28 protein-coding genes are annotated in these 19,210 nt (G+C 63.3%); 15 read left to right on the top strand and 13 right to left on the bottom strand.

Annotation, left to right across the window (positions count from 1 at the left end):
* Positions 1 to 63 precede the first annotated feature (63 nt).
* The 4 genes from pnp to GRI59_RS14755 all read right to left on the bottom strand — a co-directional run bounded on the left by pnp (position 64) and on the right by GRI59_RS14755 (position 4,391).
* Entirely contained in the window at positions 64 to 2,364 is a 2,301-nt protein-coding gene (gene pnp / locus GRI59_RS14770) for a polyribonucleotide nucleotidyltransferase (RefSeq protein ID WP_160762006.1), read from the bottom strand.
* A 175-nt stretch (positions 2,365 to 2,539) separates the two neighbouring features.
* Positions 2,540 to 2,809 carry a 30S ribosomal protein S15 gene (gene rpsO / locus GRI59_RS14765; RefSeq protein WP_086608857.1) on the bottom strand — a complete coding sequence of 90 codons (270 nt, stop codon included), beginning with the start codon at positions 2,807 to 2,809 and terminating at the stop codon, positions 2,540 to 2,542.
* A 14-nt stretch (positions 2,810 to 2,823) separates the two neighbouring features.
* Positions 2,824 to 3,819 carry a tRNA pseudouridine(55) synthase TruB gene (truB, locus tag GRI59_RS14760; protein WP_160762005.1) on the bottom strand — a complete coding sequence of 332 codons (996 nt, stop codon included), beginning with the start codon at positions 3,817 to 3,819 and terminating at the stop codon, positions 2,824 to 2,826.
* Positions 3,816 to 4,391, bottom strand: coding sequence for a thymidine kinase (locus GRI59_RS14755; protein ID WP_160762004.1), 576 nt, complete (start codon positions 4,389 to 4,391; stop codon positions 3,816 to 3,818). Before GRI59_RS14755 ends, truB begins: the two co-directional genes overlap by 4 nt.
* A gap of 80 nt (positions 4,392 to 4,471) precedes the next feature.
* Here GRI59_RS14755 and GRI59_RS14750 point away from each other — a divergent pair, with 80 nt between their 5' ends.
* The gene (locus GRI59_RS14750) at positions 4,472 to 5,068 is read left to right on the top strand and encodes a YceI family protein (RefSeq protein ID WP_160762003.1); all 597 of its coding nucleotides are present in this window, start codon (positions 4,472 to 4,474) and stop codon (positions 5,066 to 5,068) included.
* A 3-nt stretch (positions 5,069 to 5,071) separates the two neighbouring features.
* Here the strand turns inward: GRI59_RS14750 and rbfA are convergent, their stop codons facing one another.
* The 9 genes from rbfA to pspF form a co-directional block, all read right to left on the bottom strand.
* Complete coding sequence (gene rbfA / locus GRI59_RS14745) at positions 5,072 to 5,473, bottom strand: 30S ribosome-binding factor RbfA (RefSeq protein WP_160762002.1); 402 nt, start codon at positions 5,471 to 5,473, stop codon at positions 5,072 to 5,074.
* A complete protein-coding gene (locus tag GRI59_RS14740; protein ID WP_160762001.1) occupies positions 5,473 to 6,015 on the bottom strand; it encodes a DUF1697 domain-containing protein in 543 nt (180 codons plus the stop codon). The genes rbfA and GRI59_RS14740 overlap by 1 nt, the downstream gene beginning before the upstream one ends.
* Positions 6,015 to 6,458 (bottom strand): hotdog domain-containing protein, encoded by a 444-nt coding sequence (locus tag GRI59_RS14735; RefSeq protein WP_160762000.1) that lies wholly within the window; start codon positions 6,456 to 6,458, stop codon positions 6,015 to 6,017. Before GRI59_RS14735 ends, GRI59_RS14740 begins: the two co-directional genes overlap by 1 nt.
* Positions 6,455 to 9,025: a translation initiation factor IF-2 gene (gene infB, locus GRI59_RS14730; RefSeq protein ID WP_160761999.1), complete on the bottom strand. Its 2,571-nt coding sequence runs from the start codon at positions 9,023 to 9,025 to the stop codon at positions 6,455 to 6,457. Before infB ends, GRI59_RS14735 begins: the two co-directional genes overlap by 4 nt.
* Before the next feature lie 9 nt (positions 9,026 to 9,034).
* On the bottom strand, positions 9,035 to 9,814 hold the full coding sequence (locus GRI59_RS14725) for a DUF448 domain-containing protein (RefSeq protein ID WP_160761998.1): 780 nt from the start codon (positions 9,812 to 9,814) through the stop codon (positions 9,035 to 9,037).
* Positions 9,795 to 11,423 (bottom strand): transcription termination factor NusA, encoded by a 1,629-nt coding sequence (gene nusA / locus GRI59_RS14720; RefSeq protein WP_160762046.1) that lies wholly within the window; start codon positions 11,421 to 11,423, stop codon positions 9,795 to 9,797. Before nusA ends, GRI59_RS14725 begins: the two co-directional genes overlap by 20 nt.
* The gene (gene rimP, locus GRI59_RS14715) at positions 11,420 to 11,983 is read right to left on the bottom strand and encodes a ribosome maturation protein RimP (protein WP_160761997.1); all 564 of its coding nucleotides are present in this window, start codon (positions 11,981 to 11,983) and stop codon (positions 11,420 to 11,422) included. Before rimP ends, nusA begins: the two co-directional genes overlap by 4 nt.
* Positions 11,984 to 12,170: 187 nt before the next feature.
* Positions 12,171 to 12,581 carry a hypothetical protein gene (locus tag GRI59_RS14710; protein WP_160761996.1) on the bottom strand — a complete coding sequence of 137 codons (411 nt, stop codon included), beginning with the start codon at positions 12,579 to 12,581 and terminating at the stop codon, positions 12,171 to 12,173.
* Between the two features lie 319 nt (positions 12,582 to 12,900).
* On the bottom strand, positions 12,901 to 13,956 hold the full coding sequence (pspF, locus tag GRI59_RS14705; RefSeq protein ID WP_160761995.1) for a phage shock protein operon transcriptional activator: 1,056 nt from the start codon (positions 13,954 to 13,956) through the stop codon (positions 12,901 to 12,903).
* Between the two features lie 158 nt (positions 13,957 to 14,114).
* Between pspF and GRI59_RS14700 the strand changes: the two genes are divergently transcribed.
* The 14 genes from GRI59_RS14700 (at position 14,115) to GRI59_RS14640 (ending at position 19,205) form a co-directional block, all read left to right on the top strand.
* A complete protein-coding gene (locus GRI59_RS14700; RefSeq protein ID WP_160761994.1) occupies positions 14,115 to 14,312 on the top strand; it encodes a hypothetical protein in 198 nt (65 codons plus the stop codon).
* A 148-nt stretch (positions 14,313 to 14,460) separates the two neighbouring features.
* A complete protein-coding gene (gene pspA, locus GRI59_RS14695; RefSeq protein ID WP_183363773.1) occupies positions 14,461 to 15,288 on the top strand; it encodes a phage shock protein PspA in 828 nt (275 codons plus the stop codon).
* 3 nt (positions 15,289 to 15,291) lie between these two features.
* Complete coding sequence (gene pspB / locus GRI59_RS14690; RefSeq protein WP_160761993.1) at positions 15,292 to 15,603, top strand: envelope stress response membrane protein PspB; 312 nt, start codon at positions 15,292 to 15,294, stop codon at positions 15,601 to 15,603.
* On the top strand, positions 15,600 to 15,977 hold the full coding sequence (pspC, locus tag GRI59_RS14685; RefSeq protein ID WP_160761992.1) for an envelope stress response membrane protein PspC: 378 nt from the start codon (positions 15,600 to 15,602) through the stop codon (positions 15,975 to 15,977). Before pspB ends, pspC begins: the two co-directional genes overlap by 4 nt.
* Before the next feature lie 31 nt (positions 15,978 to 16,008).
* Positions 16,009 to 16,317: a hypothetical protein gene (locus GRI59_RS14680; RefSeq protein WP_160761991.1), complete on the top strand. Its 309-nt coding sequence runs from the start codon at positions 16,009 to 16,011 to the stop codon at positions 16,315 to 16,317.
* Positions 16,317 to 16,670: a hypothetical protein gene (locus tag GRI59_RS14675; protein ID WP_160761990.1), complete on the top strand. Its 354-nt coding sequence runs from the start codon at positions 16,317 to 16,319 to the stop codon at positions 16,668 to 16,670. Before GRI59_RS14680 ends, GRI59_RS14675 begins: the two co-directional genes overlap by 1 nt.
* Positions 16,670 to 17,026: a hypothetical protein gene (locus GRI59_RS14670; RefSeq protein ID WP_160761989.1), complete on the top strand. Its 357-nt coding sequence runs from the start codon at positions 16,670 to 16,672 to the stop codon at positions 17,024 to 17,026. The genes GRI59_RS14675 and GRI59_RS14670 overlap by 1 nt, the downstream gene beginning before the upstream one ends.
* A complete protein-coding gene (locus tag GRI59_RS14665; RefSeq protein ID WP_160761988.1) occupies positions 17,026 to 17,334 on the top strand; it encodes a hypothetical protein in 309 nt (102 codons plus the stop codon). Before GRI59_RS14670 ends, GRI59_RS14665 begins: the two co-directional genes overlap by 1 nt.
* Positions 17,331 to 17,642, top strand: coding sequence for a hypothetical protein (locus GRI59_RS14660; RefSeq protein ID WP_160761987.1), 312 nt, complete (start codon positions 17,331 to 17,333; stop codon positions 17,640 to 17,642). The genes GRI59_RS14665 and GRI59_RS14660 overlap by 4 nt, the downstream gene beginning before the upstream one ends.
* Positions 17,639 to 17,890, top strand: coding sequence for a hypothetical protein (locus GRI59_RS14655; RefSeq protein ID WP_160761986.1), 252 nt, complete (start codon positions 17,639 to 17,641; stop codon positions 17,888 to 17,890). The genes GRI59_RS14660 and GRI59_RS14655 overlap by 4 nt, the downstream gene beginning before the upstream one ends.
* The gene (locus GRI59_RS15685) at positions 17,887 to 18,063 is read left to right on the top strand and encodes a hypothetical protein (protein WP_183363747.1); all 177 of its coding nucleotides are present in this window, start codon (positions 17,887 to 17,889) and stop codon (positions 18,061 to 18,063) included. Before GRI59_RS14655 ends, GRI59_RS15685 begins: the two co-directional genes overlap by 4 nt.
* A 56-nt stretch (positions 18,064 to 18,119) precedes the next feature.
* Positions 18,120 to 18,530 (top strand): SufE family protein, encoded by a 411-nt coding sequence (locus GRI59_RS14650; RefSeq protein ID WP_160761985.1) that lies wholly within the window; start codon positions 18,120 to 18,122, stop codon positions 18,528 to 18,530.
* Between the two features lie 85 nt (positions 18,531 to 18,615).
* Positions 18,616 to 18,996, top strand: coding sequence for a VOC family protein (locus tag GRI59_RS14645; RefSeq protein WP_160761984.1), 381 nt, complete (start codon positions 18,616 to 18,618; stop codon positions 18,994 to 18,996).
* A 35-nt stretch (positions 18,997 to 19,031) separates the two neighbouring features.
* Positions 19,032 to 19,205 carry a hypothetical protein gene (locus GRI59_RS14640; protein ID WP_160761983.1) on the top strand — a complete coding sequence of 58 codons (174 nt, stop codon included), beginning with the start codon at positions 19,032 to 19,034 and terminating at the stop codon, positions 19,203 to 19,205.
* Positions 19,206 to 19,210: the final 5 nt, after the last annotated feature.

Below are 19,210 nucleotides of genomic sequence, written 5' to 3'. Positions count from 1 at the left end.
CGGCAAAGTCTGTCCTTGAGGCCCTAGGTCCCAGCTTTCGCTGGGATGACGGGCGAGGCAAGGTCAGTCCTTGAGGAAGTCAGGCAGGCCCGCAGGTGCGCTGTCGCGCGGACCACGATCACCGCCGCGATCGCCGCCACGGCCACCACGGTCGCCGCCGCGACCACCGCCGCTGCCCTTGGGCCCGCGACGATCGCCACCGCGATCACCACCACGGCCGCCTTCGCGCGGCTCGCGCGCTTCGCGGGGCGGACGGGTGTCTTCCAGCTCGGCGCCGGTTTCCTGATCGACGACGCGCATCGACAGGCGAACCTTGCCGCGCTGGTCGATCTCGAGCACCTTGACCTTCACTTCCATGCCTTCGGAGACGACATCGGTGGGCTTCTCAACCCGCTCGTTGCGCATTTCCGAGACGTGGACGAGACCGTCCTTGCCGCCCATGAAGTTCACGAACGCGCCGAAATCGACGATGTTCACGACCTTGCCGTCGTAGATCTTGCCGACTTCAGCTTCTTGCGTGATGCCGAGGATCCACTTGCGGGCTGCTTCGATCTCGTCGACGTTGCTCGACGAGATCTTGATCACACCTTCATCGTCAATGTCGATCTTGGCGCCGGTTTCGGCGACGATCTCACGGATCACCTTGCCGCCGGTGCCGATGACGTCACGGATCTTCGACTTGTCGATCTGGATCGTCTCGATGCGCGGCGCGTGCTTGCTGACTTCAGTGCGGGCACCGGTCAGGGCCTTGGCCATTTCACCGAGGATGTGCATCCGGCCAGCCTTGGCCTGTTCCAGCGCCTTGGCCATGATTTCCTGCGTGATGCCGGCAATCTTGATGTCCATCTGCATCGTGGTGATGCCGTTCTCGGTGCCGGCAACCTTGAAGTCCATGTCGCCGAGGTGATCTTCATCACCCAGGATGTCCGACAAAACGGCAAAGTCATCGCCTTCGAGGATCAGGCCCATCGCGATGCCCGAGACGGGTGACTTCACCGGCACACCGGCGTCCATCATCGACAGACAGCCGCCGCACACGGTCGCCATCGAGGACGAGCCGTTGGACTCGGTGATGTCGGACAGAACGCGGATGGTATAGGGGAAGTCTTCCTTGCTCGGCAGCACGGGGTTCAGCGCGCGCCAGGCGAGCTTGCCGTGACCGACTTCGCGGCGACCCGGGGCGCCGAAGCGGCCCACTTCACCAACCGAATAGGGCGGGAAGTTATAGTGCAGCATGAAGCTGGTGTAGCTCAGGCCTTCCAGCCCATCGATCATCTGCTCGGAATCCTTGGTGCCGAGCGTGGTCGTGCAGATCGCCTGGGTTTCACCGCGGGTGAACAGCGACGAACCATGGGTGCGCGGCAGGAAGCCGACGATCGCTTCGATCGGGCGGACCTGATCAAGCTTGCGGCCATCGATGCGTTGGCCATCCTTGAGGATCGCCCCGCGCACGATTTCGGCTTCGAGCTTCTTCATCAGCTTGCCAGCGACCATCTGGGTCTGGCCGCCTTCGTCCGCAAACGCCGCCTTGGCCTTGGCCCGGGCTTCGTTGAGCATGTTCGAACGCGCCGACTTGTCGGTGACCTTGTAAGCGGCTGCGATGTCGCCGCCGATGAGGTCCTTGAGCTTAGCCTTCATGTCAGCGGTGTTGTCGCTGACGTCGACATTCCACGGATCCTTAGCGGCCTTCTCGGCCAGATCGATGATCGCGCCGATGACGTTGCGGATTTCGTCATGCGCGAACATGACGGCGCCGAGCATCACTTCTTCGGTCAGTTCCTTGGCTTCGGATTCGACCATCATCACCGCGCCTTGCGTGGCGGCAACGACGAGGTCGAGCTGGCCTTCGGCAAGCGCCTTGTCCTGCTTCGGGTTGAGGACATATTCGCCATCAATGTAGCCGACGCGTGCAGCGCCGATCGGGCCCATGAAGGGCACGCCCGAGATGGTCAGCGCAGCCGAGGCCGCGATCATCGCAACGATATCGGCCTCGGTTTCGCCGTCGAACGACAGAACCTGACAGATCACGTTGATTTCGTTGTAGAAGCCTTCGGGGAACAGCGGGCGGATCGGACGGTCGATCAGGCGGCTGGTCAGCGTTTCCTTTTCGGTCGCGCCACGTTCACGCTTGAAGAAGCCGCCCGGGATGCGTCCTGCGGCGGAGAACTTTTCCTGATAGTGGACGGTGAGCGGGAAGAAATCCTGCCCTTCCTTGACCGACTTGGCAGCGGTCACGGCGCACAGCACCACGGTTTCGCCATAGGTGGCCAGAACGGCGCCATCGGCCTGACGGGCAATACGCCCGGTTTCCAGAGTGAGGGTCTTGCCGCCCCACTCCAGCGATACGGTTTTCGTGTCGAACATTGATTTTCCTTCTGACCCGCGCAGCCATATTGCTGTCGCGGGGCCTCATGTGCCGGGGAAACAACCGTCCCGGTCCGGTTGAGGGCGCTTCGGCCCCAAGGCTCAGCAGACCGGATGTCTGCGTGGCCCATATGCAAAAAAGGCGGCCCCTTGGAGCCGCCCTTTCGCAAAACTCTTACTTACGCAGGCCCAGCTTCTGGATCAGAGCGTTGTACCGCTCCACATCCTTCTTCTTGAGATAGGCGAGCAGCGTGCGACGCTTGTTGACCATCATGAGAAGGCCGCGACGCGAATGGTTGTCCTTGTGGTGATCCTTGAAGTGCTCGGTCAGGTTGCGGATGCGCTGCGTGAGGATCGCAACCTGCACTTCGGGGCTGCCGGTGTCCTTGGGATCACGGGCATTGTCAGCAATGATTGTCTGCTTAACTTCGGCGGTCACCGACATAGTACGTCTCTTTCTTACTCAGCGACATCGGGAAGGTTGAACCCCCGGACGACCGTGGCCGTCCCATCCGTGATTTCCATCAGCGCGACCGGGACAGAGCCCAGTTTCGCGAGATAAAGCCCGGATGATTGGGGCATGTCAGACAGCACCCGGCCCTGTCGGACCGCCTGCGCGCTTGTCTGATCGAGGTGAAGGGCCGGGATGTCGTCCAGCCCCGCCTCTAGCGGCAGGAGGAGGTGTTCAAGGCCCCGGCCCTTAGCGGTTTCCTCCAGCAAGTCCAGCGAAATCGCCTGTTCCTGTAGGAACGGCCCGGCCTTGGTACGGCGGAGATAGGTGACATGGCCGCAGGTGCCAAGCGCATAGGCAATGTCGCGCGCAAGGGAGCGGATATAGGTGCCTTTGGAGACGTGGGCGGTGAGGGTGATTTCCTCGCAAAGCTCGTCACCCCGGCGAAGGCCGGGGCCCATGGGATCTGGGCAAGGCGCTTGCGGCTCTGGGTCCCGGCCTGCGCCGGGATGACGGATGGAGAGTTGGTGAATGGTGACCGCTCTCGCCTTAAGCTCCACCACCTCCCCCGCCCGCGCCAAGTCATAGGCGCGCTGACCGCCAATCTTGAGCGCGGAATATGCAGGCGGCACCTGTTCGATGGGGCCAGTGAAGCGCGGGAGCACGGCTTCCACCTCGGCCAGCGTGGGCCGCACATCGCTCGTCGCAACCACTTCCCCTTCGGTATCGAGGGTCGAAGTCTCCTCCCCGAACTTCACCGTGAACTCGTAAATCTTGCTGGCATCTAGCATCCGCCCCGCCAGTTTGGTCGCCTCGCCCAAGGCAATCGGCAGCACGCCTTCCGCCAACGGATCAAGCGTCCCGCCGTGACCGACCTTGGTCTTGGCATAGCCGTTCTGGCGCAGCACGCGCTTGACCGCGCTAACCCCCTGGGTGCTCCCCATGCCGCGCGGCTTGTCGAGGATCAGCCAGCCAGACAGTGGGAGGTTCACCGGCGCGTTCATCCGCTCAGGGCCTCGGAGAAATGCTTGCGGCATAGCGCCACATAGCGGTCATTCCCGCCGATCTCGGTCTGCTGGCCCTGCCGCACCGCCGCGCCGCTATCATCGACGCGCAGGTTCATCGTCGCCTTGCGGCCGCAGTGGCACACCGCCTTCAGCTCCACCAGAGCATCGGCGATCCCGAGCAGCACCGCCGAGCCAGGGAACAACTCCCCCTGAAAGTCAGTCCTCAGGCCATAGCAAAGCACCGGAATGCCGCCCTCGTCCGCCAAGCGTGCCAACTGCCACACCTGATCGGAGGTGAGGAACTGCGCCTCATCCACCATCACGCAATCGAGCGGTTGCACCTTATGCGCCGCACTGATCGCCGCCCATAGATCGGTATCGGGCGCGAACTTGTGTGCTTCGCTCTCCAGCCCGATGCGGCTCTTCACCTGCCCGTCCGAACGGCTGTCGAGCGCGGCGGTCCACAGCATCGTCGCCATGCCGCGCTCGCGATAATTGAAATCCGCCTGCAACAGGTGCGAGCTTTTGCCTGCGTTCATGCTGGCATAGTAGAAGTAGAGCTTGGCCATCGTGTCAGACTACCCATTCGCCGGACGCTGGGCGAGGTGGGGATGAACCTTTTGCCCGGTTGAAGCGTATAGATAAACTCATGATCAAGTCCGCCGCCCACCCACGGATGTTCCTGTTGCCGCTGCTTGCCGTGTTCGCGCCTGCCAGTGTCGGGGCCAATAGCGCGAGCGTGCCGCAGCGCTATACTCTTGATGCGTCGGCCAGCAATGTCTCGGCCAAGGTGCCGTTCTTCGGCCTCTCGAGCAAGACCGCGCGCTTCCCCCGGATGGAGGGTGCGGTGACGATCGTGCCGGGTGCACCGGATAAGGCGCTGATTGACGTCACCTTCGATGCCACCGCCATTGAAGCGCCCGACAGCGCCACGCTCGCCCGCTTGCGGGGCGACGAGTTCTTCTGGGTGGACAAATATCCCTCGATCCGATTCCTCGGCCGCTCGCTCAAACTGTCGAGCACGACGCGCGGGACTGTAAGCGGCGAGTTGACGGCACGCGGCGTCACCCGTCCGGCGACACTGGCGGTGACCTTCAATGCCGATCCGATTGCGCAGGCAGGCAAACCGGTCAGTTTTACCGGTACCACCACCATCGACCGGCGGCAGTTCGGGATGAAGTCCTATCAGCTGATCGTCGGCAACAAGGTAAACATCACGCTGAAAGCGCGAATGATCCCGCGCTAGGCGCTACTCTTCCTCATCATCCAGATCGCGGGCAACCTTGGGATCGCGCAGGAGGGCCTCGATCCGGTCCGCCTCGGCAAAGCTTTCGTCCTTACGGAACTTGAGCTTAGGCGCGAATTTCAGCCCAAGCCGCTGGGCGACCTCGCGCTGGAGGAAGGCCGTGTTCTGGCGCAAAGCAACGACCACCTCGTCCTCGCCCGCCCCCATCAGCGGCTTCACATAGGCGGTGGCATTGCGCAGATCGGGGGTCATGCGCACTTCGGTGACCGAGATATGCGCCGCGCGCACGACATCGTCATGCACCTCGCCGCGCGCGAGCAGTTCCGACAGGATATGTCGCACCCGCTCGCCTACCTTAAGGACGCGGACCGATTGCTGTTCGGTGGTAAAAGGAGCCTTGGCCATTACGCCATCGCCTCGGCAATCCGCCGGATCGAGCGGATGTTGCGCGCCGTGCCGCGGCACCCAAGGCGTCGCAGCAAAAAGGGGCCTGTCAGCTTGCTGTTGGCTGCGCTGTCCACAAAGTCGATATGCAAGGCCGCAGTGCCCGGCGCAAGTCGCTCCGACCCGCGTCCTTCGTGGTCGCTGGCAAGCTGTAAGAACGCTTCCGCGCCGGGTTTGCTTTCGAGGAAATGGACATGGACAAGGTTGTCGGCGCCGTCATCCGCGAAAGGGTTTTCGGCGACCGCGCCAAGGAGGCCTTCGCGCGTCGTCACGACTGCGAATGTCGCGATACCGAACGTTTCCTTGATGACCTCGGCAATGCGCGCGGCGTAATCGGGCTGGTGGACCGGATCGCCGTCGAACAGCACATTCCCGCTGGCGGTGACGGTGGCGACATTGGCAAAGCCTGCCGCTTCCAACGCAGCGCGTAGATCGGCCATCTTCAGCCGGTTGCCGCCGACATTGATGCTGCCCAGCAGTGCGGCGAGACGAACAGTGGCCATTATGCCATCCCCGTGCTGGTCGGCGTCGGGCGCGGGGTCGGCAGCGCGGTTGAGGTCGAACGGGCATATATCGTTCCGTCCTCGGCCAGTAATTCGCCTTCGAGGAATACGACGCGCCGCCCGCCCTTCACCACTCGGCCCTTGCCGATGATCGTTGCGCCTTCGGGGATCAGGCGGATCAGGCTCATCGAAATGTCGAGATTGAGCGGCGCCATCTCGCCACCCGTGGCCGCGACATAGGCATAGCCCATCACATCATCGAGATAGCCCGCAACCAAGCCCCCCTGCACGCCGCCGCGCCAGGTGGTCATCTCACGCTTCACAGTGAAACGCATGGTGACGGTCTGGGCGGCCTCATCCCAGCCGACAAATTCCGAGCCGAGCAGCGCCGTGTGCGGCGACTGCCCGGCATCGTCTGGGTAGTGCGTATCCGTCAGGCTCACAGTGTCCGCTCACGCTCCTCGACCGAGAACACTTCAAGCTGGTCGCCCGGCTTGATGTCGTTGGTGTCTTCGAGCACCACACCGCATTCCAGACCGGTGCGCACTTCGTCGACATCGTCCTTGAAGCGCCGCAGCGAAGCGATCTTGGTGGCCGAAACGATGACATCGGCGCGGGTGAGACGGGCGAACAGACCCTTGCGGATGACCCCTTCTTCGACCAGCAGACCGGCGGCCTTGTCGCGCTTGCCCGACTTGAACACCTCTTTGACCAGCGCCCGGCCGACCACGTGTTCGATCCGTTCTGGGCCAAGCTCGCCGATCATCTCCTTGGCGATGGCATCGGTGAGGTGGTAGATGACGTCGTAATACATCATCCGCACGTTATCGCGCTTCAGCAGCTCGCGGGCCTTGGCGTTGGGGCGCACGTTGAAGCCGATGATCGGCGCCTTCGATCCGCCTGCCAACATCACGTCGCTTTCGGTGATCGCACCGACGCCGCCATTCAGCACGCGCACCTTGATGTCGTCGTTCGACAGGTTGTGGAGCGCATTGACGATCGCCTCGACCGACCCTTGCACGTCGGCCTTCACCACCACCGGGAATTCGATGACGTTGGAGGACAGCGTGTTGAACATCGTGTCGAAATTGGTCGGGGCCAACGCAGTGCGCTTTTCCGTCGCCATTTCCTGACGATACTTGGCAACTTCGCGGGCGCGCTGTTCGTTTTCGACCACGGTGAGGTTGTCACCAGCAGACGGAACGCCGCCAAGGCCGAGCACTTCGACCGGCATCGACGGGCCAGCTTCTTTGAGCTGATTGCCCTTGTCATCGACAATCGCGCGCACCTTGCCGCTTTGCGTGCCGACCACGAAGGTATCGCCGCGCTTCAGCGTTCCGCGCGTCACCAGCACCGTCGCGACCGGGCCACGACCCTTGTCGAGCTGGGCTTCGATCACGGTTGCCTCGGCATCTCGGTCAGGCCGCGCCTTGAGTTCGAGCAGTTCGGCCTGAAGCCCGATCGCTTCGATCAGCTGATCGAGCCCTGCGCCAGTCTTGGCCGAAACCTCGACATCCTGCACATCGCCCGACATCGCCTCAACCACGATTTCGTGTTCGAGCAGACGTTCGCGGATCTTCTTCGGGTTGAACTCGGGCTTGTCCGACTTGGTGATCGCCACGATCATCGGCACGCCGGCCGCCTTGGTGTGGTTGATCGCCTCGATCGTCTGCGGCATCAAACCGTCGTCACCTGCGACCACCAGAATGACGATGTCGGTGACGTTCGCACCGCGCATCCGCATTTCAGTAAAGGCCGCGTGACCCGGGGTGTCGAGGAAGGTGATCTTCTTCTTGTCCTTGGTGGTGATCTGGTACGCGCCGATGTGCTGGGTGATGCCGCCAGCCTCGCCCTTGACCACATCGGTACCGCGCAGGGCGTCGAGCAGGCTGGTCTTGCCGTGATCGACGTGGCCCATAATCGTGACCACCGGCGGACGGGTGACCAGAGTCTCTTCCGGATCGGTATCCTCGCTGCTGTCGATATCGACATCGCTCGCCGAAACACGCTGGATGTTGTGGCCGAACTCCTCGACCAGCAATTCTGCGGTGTCCTGATCGATCGTCTGGTTGACGGTGACCATCATGCCCAGATTGAACAGCGCCTTCACCAGATCCGCGCCCTTTTCGGCCATGCGGTTGGCGAGTTCGCTCACGGTGATCGCTTCAGGCACCACGACATCGCGGACCTGCTTTTCGCGCGGCTTGGACGGGCCGCCCTGACCACGACGTTCCTTTTCACGCGCACGCTTCAATGCGGCGAGGCTGCGGGCACGGCGGCCTTCGTCCTCGTTCAGCGCACGGGTGACGGTCAGCTTGCCCGAACGGCGGTTGTCCTTGCCTTCGTCGATCGGGGCGGCGCGCTTGTCGTCCTTCTTCTTGCCCTTGACCTCGGCGGGCCGCTTGGGCTCGGGGCGCTCGACCGGAGTGAAGCGGCGTGCGGCGGGCACAGCTTCGGCCTTGGCGGCAGTCGCTTCGGTCGCAGGCTCTTCAGCCGCGTCGGGTGCTTCTGCTGCCGGAGCAGGTACAGCTTCGCTCGCAGCCACTTCCGGCGCCGAGGCGACCTCGGTGCGCTGACGCTCGGCCTCTTCTTCGGCGCGGCGGTTGTCTTCCGCGCGGCGACGCTCGTCCTCTTCGGCACGCTGACGTTCTTCGTCCTCGCGCTTGCGCGCTTCCTCGCCCATCCGCAGCCGTTCTTCCTCGGCTTCGAGCTGGAGGCGCTTCACGCGCTCTTGCGGGGTCTCGCCTGCGGGAGCGGGGCGCGCGGGGCGCGGGGCTGGGGTCGGCGCGGGTGTTGGCGCAGGCGCGGCCACAACCGGTTCGGGAGCGGGTGGCGGCGGCGGTGCTGCCGCTTCGCTGCCAGGCTTGCCGAGCACGCGGCGCCGCTTCACCTCGACCACCACCTTGTTGGTGCGGCCGTGGCTGAAGGTCTGCTTGACCTCGCCCGCATCCACAGAGCGCTTGAGGCCCAGAGGTTTGCGGATGCGTTGGTTGTCGTTGTCGTCGCTCATTATCGCTCGTTAGTCCTTCACGTATTCATCAATGTTCGCCGTCCCGCCCTGAGGCTGGTCAGCGTGGCCGGAAGTGTCCCGGCCCGTTTCGTTCGTCGCGTTCGCCCGATCATCACCGACGTATTGCACCAGCCGGGAAACCGCCTGGAGCACGCGGGTTGCGGCGCGCATGTCGCCAGGATGGCCGGCGACGCCCAGGTGGACTACGTTGTCGCGGCCCAATGCCACAGACAGCGCGGTGCGGTCCAGAGGCAAGGTCTGCCCGCGCAGGCCGGAGCCTTCGGCATCGGTGCCAACGCGCCACGCCTGATCGAGCTTTCGCCGCCCGTCCTCGCTGCTGTCGGCGGCGTGAAGCAGAACGGCGATCCGTCCGCTGCGCGCCTGTTCCTCGATCCGGGCCGAACCCATCACGATATTGCCGCTGCGAAGTTCCAGCCCCAGCCGATCGCACAACTGGCGCACCAGCGCGGCTTCGACCTTTGCGGGCAAATCGTCAGGAATGATGAGCGGCGCGCCCTTGAACGCGCGCATCAGTGCCTTTTTGAGATGGCCCTCGGCCGACGCGGTTTCAAGCGCGGCGCGAGTCACCCCGATCCACGCGCCACGCCCCGGCGCCTTGGCCCCGGCATCGGGGAGAACATGCCCGCCGGGCGAAATCGCCAGACGCAGCAGGTCATCCCGCGCCGAGGTGTCCCCGGTGAGGATACAGCGCCGCTCGCTCCCCGTCGTATCGGGAAGCGCCGGCTCAGCGATGTCGGACGTCAGGCGCTCATTGGGTGGAGTCCGCATGGGCGGCCTCCTCGGTCGGCTCGTCTTCGAACCAGTGCGCACGCGCGGCCATGATGATTTCGTTGCCCTGCTCTTCCGAGAGGCCATATTCGCCCAGCACACCGCCCTTGTCGGTTTCGCGCTGCGGACGCCTGGTCGGCGGGCCATCGGTGTTGTTCCGGCGGCGCGGCGCTTCCCGCTTCTTGGCGATCAACTCGTCAGTGGCGAGATCGGCGAGATCGTCGAGCGTCTTGATCCCGGCCTTGCCGAGCGTGACCAGCATCGCTTCCGACAGGTGCGGGATTTCAGCTAGCGCATCTTCCACGCCCAGCCCGCGGCGGACTTCGCGATGCCCGGCTTCCTGCCGCTCGAGCGCTTCCAGAGCACGGCTCTGAAGTTCCTCGGCGAGTTCATCGTCGAAGCCTTCGATGCTCGCCAGTTCGGCGATCTCGACATAGGCGACTTCTTCGAGCTCGGCGAAGCCTTCGGCGACCAGCAGCTGAGACAGGGTTTCGTCGACGTCGAGTTCTTCCTCGAACATCTTCGAACGCTCGGCGAATTCCTTCGACCGCTTTTCCGAGGCTTCTTCCTCGGTCATGATGTCGATCTGGTGGCCGGTCAGCTGGCTCGCCAAGCGAACGTTCTGACCACGGCGACCGATCGCCAGCGAAAGCTGATCGTCCGGCACCACCACTTCGATGCGGCCATCATCTTCATCCAACACCACGCGGCTGACGGTGGCGGGCTGAAGCGCGTTCACCACGAAGGTCGCGGTGTCTTCCGACCAAGGGATGATGTCGATCTTTTCGCCCTGCAATTCCTGCACGACAGCCTGCACGCGGCTGCCCTTCATGCCGACGCAGGCGCCGACCGGGTCGATGCTGGAATCGCGGCTGATCACGCCGATCTTGGCACGGCTGCCCGGGTCACGGGCGGCGGCCTTGATCTCGATGATGTTGTCGTAGATTTCGGGCACTTCCTGCGCGAACAGCTTCTTCATGAAGTCGGGGTGCGCGCGGCTGAGGAAGATCTGCGGGCCGCGATTGTTGCGTTCCACCTTGGTGATGAGCGCACGCACGCGCTCGCCTGTACGGGCGGCTTCGCGCGGGATCTGCTGATCGCGGCGGATCACACCTTCGGCGCGGCCGAGGTTGACGATCACATGGCCGAATTCGACCGACTTGATAACGCCGGTGATGACTTCGCCCTGGCGATCCTTGAACTCTTCGAACTGACGCTCACGCTCGGCATCGCGGACCTTCTGGAAGATTACCTGCTTGGCCGACTGCGCGTCGATGCGGCCCAGATCAACCGGGGGCAGCGGATCGACGATAAAGTCGCCGACCTTGGCACCGGGCTGAAGCTTGTCGCCCTGCTTCAGGTCGACCTGCTTGAAGTAATCTTCGACCTCTTCAACGACCTCGACCACGCGCCACAGCGTCAGATCGCCGGTCAGCGGATCGAGCTTGGCACGAATATCGTTCTCCGCACCATAGCGGTTGCGCGCGGATTTCTGGATCGCTTCTTCCATCGCCTCAATGACGATGGACTTGTCGATCATCTTTTCCGAAGCGACCGCGTTGGCAATCGCAAGCAGTTCAGCCTTGTTGGCGGAAATGGCACTCATCAGTCGTCTGCCTTCTCTGTATCTTCGATGAGTTCGTCAGCCCCACTGGTATCCAGCGGGCGAGTGGCGGCGATAAGCGCGTCGGTGAGGACGAGCTTGGCCGTGTGAACCTGATCAAGCGGCAGGCGCACATCGCCCGCCTTCACTTCCGCAACGAGGATCATACCATCCTCAAGCCCGCCGAGCACGCCTTTGTTGACACGCTGGCCGTCATAGCTCTTGTCCATGACGATCCGCACTTCGTGGCTAGCCCAATTCGCGTAGTCCTTTTCGCGGGTGAGCGGACGGTCGATCCCGGGCGAACTGACCTCGAGGTGATAGGCCCCTTCGATCAGCACTTCGCCCGCTTCTTCAGCCGCATCGATCACGTCCGAGACCCGGCGCGACAGCGCGGCGCACTGGTCGATCACAAGCTGCCCGGTGGCAGGGTCTTCGGCCATGATCTGCAACGCCATCCCGCCATCGCCAGCTTCGGATGGCAGCATCGCGACGCGCACCAGTTCGAAACCCAGGGCAGTCGCCTCGGGTTCGATCAACTGGGTCAGGCGCGCGATATCGGCCATTCATGCTCCCAAAGGAATTGCGTACGAGTCGGCATTACGGAAATGGAGTTTGGGGCCGGCCCCCGGAGGCGCCAACATCCAAACCTTGTCTCGACAATGCCGGGATTGGCGGTGCAACTAATCGCTGACACCGGATTTGGCAAGAGCGAACCGCGCAGGCGCGGCGCTTGCCCGGTTGGGTTAAAGTTCAGATCGTCCGATCGTCGTCGGTGTCCCCCGTGACCCACTTGCGCGCCATCTCGACCAGCGCACGCCGCTCGCGATCCTCGAAGTTTTCGTGATAGCGCCGAGTCTCCAGCACGATCTTGTCGGTCAGCGGTTCATCGAAGGCGATCGCGTTGATGCCGAATTCGCTGCGGCTGATGATCCCGAAATGGTCGATCACGCCGCAACGCAGGATGGCGCCCTCGCCCTCGCGCATGGCGTCAAGGATCGCGACTTGTGCGCCAGTGCGCGACAGGTTGAGAAGAATGCAGGCGTGAGATCGTTCAACCGCGATCAATTGCGCGGGCAGGCTTAGCCGCAGCCGTGGGGCCAAACGCCGACCCACCACCGGGATGGCCGGTTCGTCCCTAGGCTCAGGCGCCGGATCCACCATCCCCTCACCCCGCAAATGTGCGGCTACCAATGGCCCGATTGGCTTCCCGACCGGCGACTCGGCAGCAATGTTATGCGTCCCCGGCTGCGGTTTACGCGAGGTTGGTGTCGCAGGCAAAGGGTGACTGGGGATGGCGGAAAGATCGGGTCGCATGTCAGTGCAAACCCGCGCGGCGCGCGATAACCGTCTGACCTGCCAGAGGTTGCCGTTGAGCCCTATCGGCCAAGAAATGTTCGGAAAGCAATTGCATCGTGATCTGCCGCCTTGAACAAGATCACCGCAATAATCGAAAAGCCTTTCGAATCCGTTATGAACGTTCTCAGTCCTGCCCCTCCATCAGGGCGTGCTTGCGAATACAGTGACGCAGCTGATCATAGGTTAGCCCGAGCGCGCGGGCGGTCTGGCGCTGGTTCCAACGGTGTTTTCCCAAGGCATGGGCTAGGATCGCCCGCTCATGCGCGTCGACCGCGGCGCGCAGATCCTCGATGCTATCGAAACTCGGCGCGGCGCCTGCCACAGCCGCAGCGCCGGACGCAGCGCTGGCCGTCCCCGCCGCCGCCGCTTGCGCATGGCTGCGCCGGTGTTCGGGCGGACGCGGGCGCCAAGGGCTGTCGAAGGGATCGAACTGGACATGGGCGATTGCCATGTCCGGCGCGTCCCAGCGATAGACCGCCCGCTCGATCACATTACGCAGTTCGCGGACATTGCCGGGCCAAGGATGATCCTCGAGCGCGTCCATTACGTGCGGTGCGAACCCCGGCCAACGTTCCCAGTCGAGTTCCGCTGCCATGCGCCGCCCGAAATATTCGGCCAAGACGCCGATATCGCCCTCACGCACCCTGAGGGGCGGCAAGGTGATGACTTCGAAGCTCAGCCGGTCGAGCAGATCAGCGCGGAACTCCCCGCTCGCCGCCAGTGCGGGCAGATCGTCATTGGTAGCCGCCACGATCCGCACGTCGACCCGGATCGGGCGCGAGGCACCGATGCGCGTAATCTCGCCGTATTCGACCGCGCGCAGCAACCGCTCCTGCGCGCCCATCGACAGAGTGCCAAGTTCATCAAGGAACAGCGTCCCGCGATCCGCCTCCTCGAACCGCCCGACGCGGGTCTTGGTCGCACCGGTAAAGGCGCCTGCTTCATGGCCGAACAGCTCGGCCTCGATCAGCGTTTCGGGAAGCGCGGCGCAGTTCATCGTCACCAGTGGTTCGTCCCAGCGGCTCGACAGGCGGTGAAGGCGTTCGGCGATCAGTTCTTTACCCGTACCGCGCTCACCGATCACCAACACCGGACGGTTCATCGCAGCCGCGCGGCTGGCGCGTTCGACCGCGTCGAGAAAGGCCCCTGACTGACCGATGAACTGGCTTTCGAGCTTCACATCCAAACTATAGTGAAAAACACCAATGCTTGGCAATACAGACCAACGCTTCCAGATTGCGCCATATCAAAAACCTCGCAATTCCGCCGTTTTCGCGGTTTGGCACGGCGGTTGCAAAATACCGAGCAACACCACGCATACCACTTGGGAGGCTCACTATGATCGACCGCAACGCCGCAAACGCCCGTTCCTCGGACAGCTTCTGGAACACGAAGCTCGGGCAGGCAGCAATGGCCAGCATCGCCGCGATGGTAATGATGATCGCGCTGTCGTCGCAGATTCAGCCCAGCGCCGCCCATGCCGCCCCGATCGCTCACCCCGCTGCCGAATCCGGCGCGATGATCGAGATCGCATAAGGTGGGCGACCCCTTTGACCCCCTCGGGCCGGAACGCCCCATGCAGGATGTCCCCCCTGCCGATGCTGACCGCACCGCGACGCCCACTCGCGCTGCCTTCGACAGCGATGTTCCGGCCCAACCCTCCCGCCTGCTTTCGGCCACGCGTCTGTCGCGGCTCGATGAGGAAATCGAAGCCTTGCGCCGCAGCCCCACCCCGACGCAATCTCGCCGGGCAACTGCCGACCAGGAGCACGACCGAGTCGCCCCCCTGGACCGGGTCAATTCGTTTCTCGATGGAGTAGCCTTCATGGGCATTTTCAGCCGCACCCGCGACATTATTGCCGCCAATTTCAACGATATGCTTGACAAGGCGGATGATCCGTCGAAGATGATCCGGATGATCATCCTCGAAATGGAGGAAACCTTGGTCGAAGTCCGCGCCAGCGCGGCGCGCACCATTGCCGATCAGAAGGAAATGCATCGCCACTGCATGAAGCTCGACCGGCTCCAGGCTGACTGGGGCGAGAAAGCGCAGCTGGCGCTCAGCAAGGATCGTGAAGACCTCGCCCGTGCGGCGCTGGTCGAAAAGAAGAAGGCCGGCGACATGGCCGACCAGCTCAAGAGCGAAATCGCCGTGCTCGACGACGCCCTGCGCGCCTACGAGGAAGACATCGCCAAGTTGCAGCACCGCCTACGCGAAGCCCGCAGCCGCCAGACCGCGATCGCCGCGCGCCTCGAAAGCGCCGAGAACCGCGTCAAGCTGCGCACGCTGATGAGCACCGAACGCACCGATGAAGCGCTCGCCCGCTTCGACCAGCTCGAACGCCGGGTCGATTACGCCGAGGGCCGCGCCGACGCGCTGCGGATCGCCGAAGACGGCCCGCCGAGCCTCGCCGATGAAATCGCCGCCCTCGCCGGGTCGGACGCGATCGATGATGAACTCGCCGCAATGAAGAAAGCGCTCGGCAAAGCCGACGACAAGCAGGGGGAATAGACCATGGAAGACGGACTGATTGCGGTGATGATCGTCGCCACGCTCTTCATCGGGCTGCCCTGGGTCATTCTGCACTACATGACGAAGTGGAAGACCGCCGCGACGATCACCGTCGATGACGAAGTGCTGCTTGAGGAACTCTACAATCTCGCCAAGCGGCTTGATGAGCGGATGGACACAGTCGAACGGCTGGTTGCCAGCGACGACCCCAGCTTCACCCCCGCCCGCCGCCTGATCGCCGATCATGAACAAGACAACCAGCAGCTGCGCGAATTGGAAGCGCTGATGGCCGAGAAGAAGGGAACCCGCGCATGAACAGCCCCCGCACCACGCTCTACCGTGACAAGCACAATGCCAAACTGATGGGCGTGTGCTCCGGCATCGCCGACTACACCGGGGTGAACGTCTTCTGGGTCCGCATGGCCGCGTTCTTCTCGATGTTCATCACCGGCGGCTGGTCGATCCTGGCCTATTTCGTGGCCGGCTTCATCCTCAACAAGAAGCCGCCGCATCTCTACCGCGACGAAAGCGAGCAGAAGTACTGGCAGTCCGTCCGCCAGAGCCCGAAGCGCACCGCCCGCGAAATCCGCGCTGCGTTCCGCGACGTCGACCGGCGGTTGGCCGCGGTGGAAACCCACTATGTCAGCAGCAACCCGCGTCTGACCGCCGAGATCGAGCGGCTGCGCTAAGCCCGAACACACGCAAGGGGGACCGAAGAATATGGAAGGTTATCTTGCCTTGATGATCCCGATTATCGCGATGATGATCCCGATCGTCGCCATCTGGACCAAGCATCAACAGAAGCTGGCGGAGATGCAGATCGGCTCCACCGCCGAACAGACCGCCGAGAAGGCCGCGCAATATGCGACCCATATCCAGCGGCTGGAAGACCGGGTGCAGGTGCTCGAACGCATCGTCACCGATCGCGGCTATGACATCGCCACCCAGATCGAGGCGCTGCGCGACCAGCGCCGGGTGGATGAGGGCATGGGCGTGCCGCTCGGCCTCGAGAAGAAGGAGCGCGTGTGATGCCGCATGACCCGAGCTTCATCGTCGCCATCGTAATGATCTGCACCGGCGGCTGGCTGATCAACAACTGGATCCGCGCCAAGCACGGCTATGCCCTTGAAGACGAATGGGGCGGCAAGACCGAACGCAAAGACACCGCACAATCGCGGGCCGAGAGTGAACGGCTGAAGGCCGAAAACCGCGAACTGCACGGCAAGGTCGAAGCGATGCAGGACCGGCTGGTCGTGCTGGAAAAGATTGTCACCGACCGTGGCTACACGCTCGCCCAGGAAATCGAAGCGCTGCGCGATGAGCGGACTGCGGACCATGGCACGGGCGTTCCGCTCGGTATTGAGAAAAAGGAGCGCGTGTAATGGAACCTGCTGACTTTCTGCCCTACCTCGGCTGGATCATCGCCGGAGCCTTCACGCTCGGCGCGGCCGGTATCCTGACTTCGTTCCAGACGACCCGGATGAAGATTAAGAACGGCTACCCGCTTGAAGGCATGTGGGGCCAGTCGCTCAAGCCCGGCTCGGACAAGGAGACAGCACACCGCGTCACCCTGCTGACCCAGGAAAACGCCGAACTGCGCGCCGAACTTGGCGCGATCAAGGACCGGCTGATCAATGTCGAGCGGATCGTCACCGACGGCGGCTACCACCTCGGCGCGGAAATCGACGCGCTGCGGGATCGGGCTCTGGCCGGTCTCAAGGACAAGGGGGAAGCGTGATGGGCGAACAGATCATCATTGCGATGACCATCATTGCGATGGCGGTGATCATTGGCATGACGCTGAACGGCCTTGCCGAGAAGGTGATGGAGGCCAAGCGCCTGCGTTACACTGCGAAGGCCGATCCGCAGTCGCCCGACATCCGCGCGGTCGCCGACCGCCAGCAGCTGATCGAGGATCGCCTGCGCGTGCTGGAACACATCGCCACGGATCGCGGAAGCCTGCTCGCCGACGAGATCGAGGCCCTGCGCCGCGAAACTCTTTCGCTGGCCCAGGCAAAGCGCCAGACCGAGGATGCCGTATCATGAGCAGTTGGGCGATCGTCGCGCTGGTCGCGATCGTGATCTGGGGGATCGTCGAATCGATCCGGGCCCGGGCCGGGATCATCACCGACGAGGACGGCAACCAGAAGGTTGTGTCCCGCGAAGATGGGCGCAGCCAGGCCGAAATCGAAGCCGCACGGCGCGAGGTGAGCGAGCTCAAGGAACGGGTGAAGGTGCTCGAACGCATCGTCACCGACAGCAACACCGGCGATGCGCGCGTGACGGCGCAGATCGCTGCCGAAATCGAAGCGCTGCGGGCACTTCCGCAGGCGAAGGAGGAACAGCGCAAATGATCACTCCGCTTCTCGACCCTTCTGTGATCAGCGCCACGTCCGGCCTGATCGCGATCATCGTCATCGCCGCCGCGCTGCTGCGTGGCTGGCAGGGCTGGCTTGACCTCAAGCGGCAGGAGCTGGACCGCAGCGCCCACCACCCTGCGGCTGCCGACGGTTCCAGCATCGGCACCGCCCGGATCGAACTTGCCGACCTCAAGGAACGCATCCGCAAGCTGGAAGCCATCGCCAGCGGGGTCGAACTGTGAGCACAGCCCGCAACACCGCGACGCAAGCGGGTATCGGGCTCGGCACAGCGATTGCGGTGGCGATCAGCTGGAGCGTCAACAAGTCCATCATCTGGGCCATCGTCCACGGCTTCTTCAGCTGGTTCTATGTGATCTACTATGCCCTCACCCGGCCCGGCGGCCTGAGCGGCTGACATTAGGGGTAATTCACCCCTTCCGTTTCGCAGCCACCCTGCGTAACGCAGCGCCCATGCGCACCCTTTCCGACATTCTCGAAGAGTATGAATTCCTCGAAGGCGACGAGCGTTACGGCCTGCTGATCGAGCTTGGCCGCGCGCTCGAACCCATGCCTGATGCGCTCAAGACTGATGCGACTCTGGTGCGCGGGTGTTCGGCTGCAGTGTGGGTCTACCCCGCCTCGCAGGAGGAGCAGAAGCTGCATTTCCTCGCCGACAGCAATGCCGCGATCACCAAGGGGATTGTCGCACTGGTGATCGCCGCCGTGCAGGACAGGCCCGCCGCCGAGGTCGCGCAGATGGACGTGATGGGCGCGCTCGCCCCGTTCGATCTCAAGAGCCAGCTATCGAGCAACCGCACCCAGGGCGTGCCGAACATGATCGCGCTGGTGAAGGAACATGCTGCGAGGCTGGCGGCTGGCTGAACGGTTGGCGGCACCAGGCTGAGGGCGTAAGTTTCGCGGGGGTGCGGCTCCATCGCACGAGTCGCCCTTAACAGGGAGGACCAGCATGCTGACCGATGCGAAACCCGTTTGCTTTGTGCTTGCCGCCGATCTGCCCAAAGCGCGGGCCTTCTACACCGAAATTCTCGGCCTCACCGAAACGGGAGAGGATCCCTTTGCGATCAATTATGATTTGGCTGGCACCCTGCTCCGGCTCACCAAGGTCGAGGGCCACGAGCCCAACCCCCACACCGTGCTCGGCTGGCAGGTCGACGACATCGGCGCCGAAATCGCAGCGCTGACGGAAAAAGGCGTGGCGTTTGCCATCTACGAAGGCTTTGGACAGGACACGGACGGGGTCTGGACCCACCCCGGATCAGGCACCAAAATCGCGTGGTTTCACGATCCCGAAGGTAATAACCTTAGCCTGACGCAGCTTGGCGGCTGACGCATGCCCAAAATGATGGTGCAGGCGGAGCACGAGTGAGCCAAAAGGTCGCCCTTTGGTGCACGGTCTTCATGGGGGCGGCCATTTTCGCCGCCTATCCGCTGAGCCTGATTGGCTGGGAAGACGCTGCCGGAGTCGTCTTCATCATCGCCATGCTGGTGGCATGGTTCGCAGCGGCCGCCGGATTTCTAAGGAAGCTTTGGGACTAAGTCGC

This window comes from Erythrobacter ramosus (assembly GCF_009828055.1).
GTDB lineage: Bacteria > Pseudomonadota > Alphaproteobacteria > Sphingomonadales > Sphingomonadaceae > Erythrobacter > Erythrobacter ramosus.
This window is presented reverse-complemented; position numbering and strand designations above follow the sequence as displayed.

What these genes read in the sequence shown, in the direction of transcription:
- GRI59_RS14710 (WP_160761996.1), bottom strand. Translation starts at nt 12,581, where the DNA reads ATGGTGGATCCGGCGCCTGAGCCTAGGGACGAACCGGCCATCCCGGTG.
- pspC (WP_160761992.1), top strand. Translation starts at nt 15,600, where the DNA reads ATGAACAGCCCCCGCACCACGCTCTACCGTGACAAGCACAATGCCAAA.
- GRI59_RS14660 (WP_160761987.1), top strand. Translation starts at nt 17,331, where the DNA reads ATGAGCAGTTGGGCGATCGTCGCGCTGGTCGCGATCGTGATCTGGGGG.
- truB (WP_160762005.1), bottom strand. Translation starts at nt 3,819, where the DNA reads ATGAACGCGCCGGTGAACCTCCCACTGTCTGGCTGGCTGATCCTCGAC.
- GRI59_RS14670 (WP_160761989.1), top strand. Translation starts at nt 16,670, where the DNA reads ATGGAACCTGCTGACTTTCTGCCCTACCTCGGCTGGATCATCGCCGGA.
- GRI59_RS14650 (WP_160761985.1), top strand. Translation starts at nt 18,120, where the DNA reads ATGCGCACCCTTTCCGACATTCTCGAAGAGTATGAATTCCTCGAAGGC.
- GRI59_RS14755 (WP_160762004.1), bottom strand. Translation starts at nt 4,391, where the DNA reads ATGGCCAAGCTCTACTTCTACTATGCCAGCATGAACGCAGGCAAAAGC.
- rimP (WP_160761997.1), bottom strand. Translation starts at nt 11,983, where the DNA reads ATGGCCGATATCGCGCGCCTGACCCAGTTGATCGAACCCGAGGCGACT.
- GRI59_RS14740 (WP_160762001.1), bottom strand. Translation starts at nt 6,015, where the DNA reads ATGGCCACTGTTCGTCTCGCCGCACTGCTGGGCAGCATCAATGTCGGC.
- GRI59_RS14700 (WP_160761994.1), top strand. Translation starts at nt 14,115, where the DNA reads ATGATCGACCGCAACGCCGCAAACGCCCGTTCCTCGGACAGCTTCTGG.
- GRI59_RS14750 (WP_160762003.1), top strand. Translation starts at nt 4,472, where the DNA reads ATGATCAAGTCCGCCGCCCACCCACGGATGTTCCTGTTGCCGCTGCTT.
- GRI59_RS14675 (WP_160761990.1), top strand. Translation starts at nt 16,317, where the DNA reads ATGCCGCATGACCCGAGCTTCATCGTCGCCATCGTAATGATCTGCACC.
- pspB (WP_160761993.1), top strand. Translation starts at nt 15,292, where the DNA reads ATGGAAGACGGACTGATTGCGGTGATGATCGTCGCCACGCTCTTCATC.
- infB (WP_160761999.1), bottom strand. Translation starts at nt 9,025, where the DNA reads ATGAGCGACGACAACGACAACCAACGCATCCGCAAACCTCTGGGCCTC.
- GRI59_RS14655 (WP_160761986.1), top strand. Translation starts at nt 17,639, where the DNA reads ATGATCACTCCGCTTCTCGACCCTTCTGTGATCAGCGCCACGTCCGGC.
- GRI59_RS14680 (WP_160761991.1), top strand. Translation starts at nt 16,009, where the DNA reads ATGGAAGGTTATCTTGCCTTGATGATCCCGATTATCGCGATGATGATC.
- GRI59_RS14725 (WP_160761998.1), bottom strand. Translation starts at nt 9,814, where the DNA reads ATGCGGACTCCACCCAATGAGCGCCTGACGTCCGACATCGCTGAGCCG.
- GRI59_RS14665 (WP_160761988.1), top strand. Translation starts at nt 17,026, where the DNA reads ATGGGCGAACAGATCATCATTGCGATGACCATCATTGCGATGGCGGTG.
- rpsO (WP_086608857.1), bottom strand. Translation starts at nt 2,809, where the DNA reads ATGTCGGTGACCGCCGAAGTTAAGCAGACAATCATTGCTGACAATGCC.
- GRI59_RS14645 (WP_160761984.1), top strand. Translation starts at nt 18,616, where the DNA reads ATGCTGACCGATGCGAAACCCGTTTGCTTTGTGCTTGCCGCCGATCTG.
- rbfA (WP_160762002.1), bottom strand. Translation starts at nt 5,473, where the DNA reads ATGGCCAAGGCTCCTTTTACCACCGAACAGCAATCGGTCCGCGTCCTT.
- pnp (WP_160762006.1), bottom strand. Translation starts at nt 2,364, where the DNA reads ATGTTCGACACGAAAACCGTATCGCTGGAGTGGGGCGGCAAGACCCTC.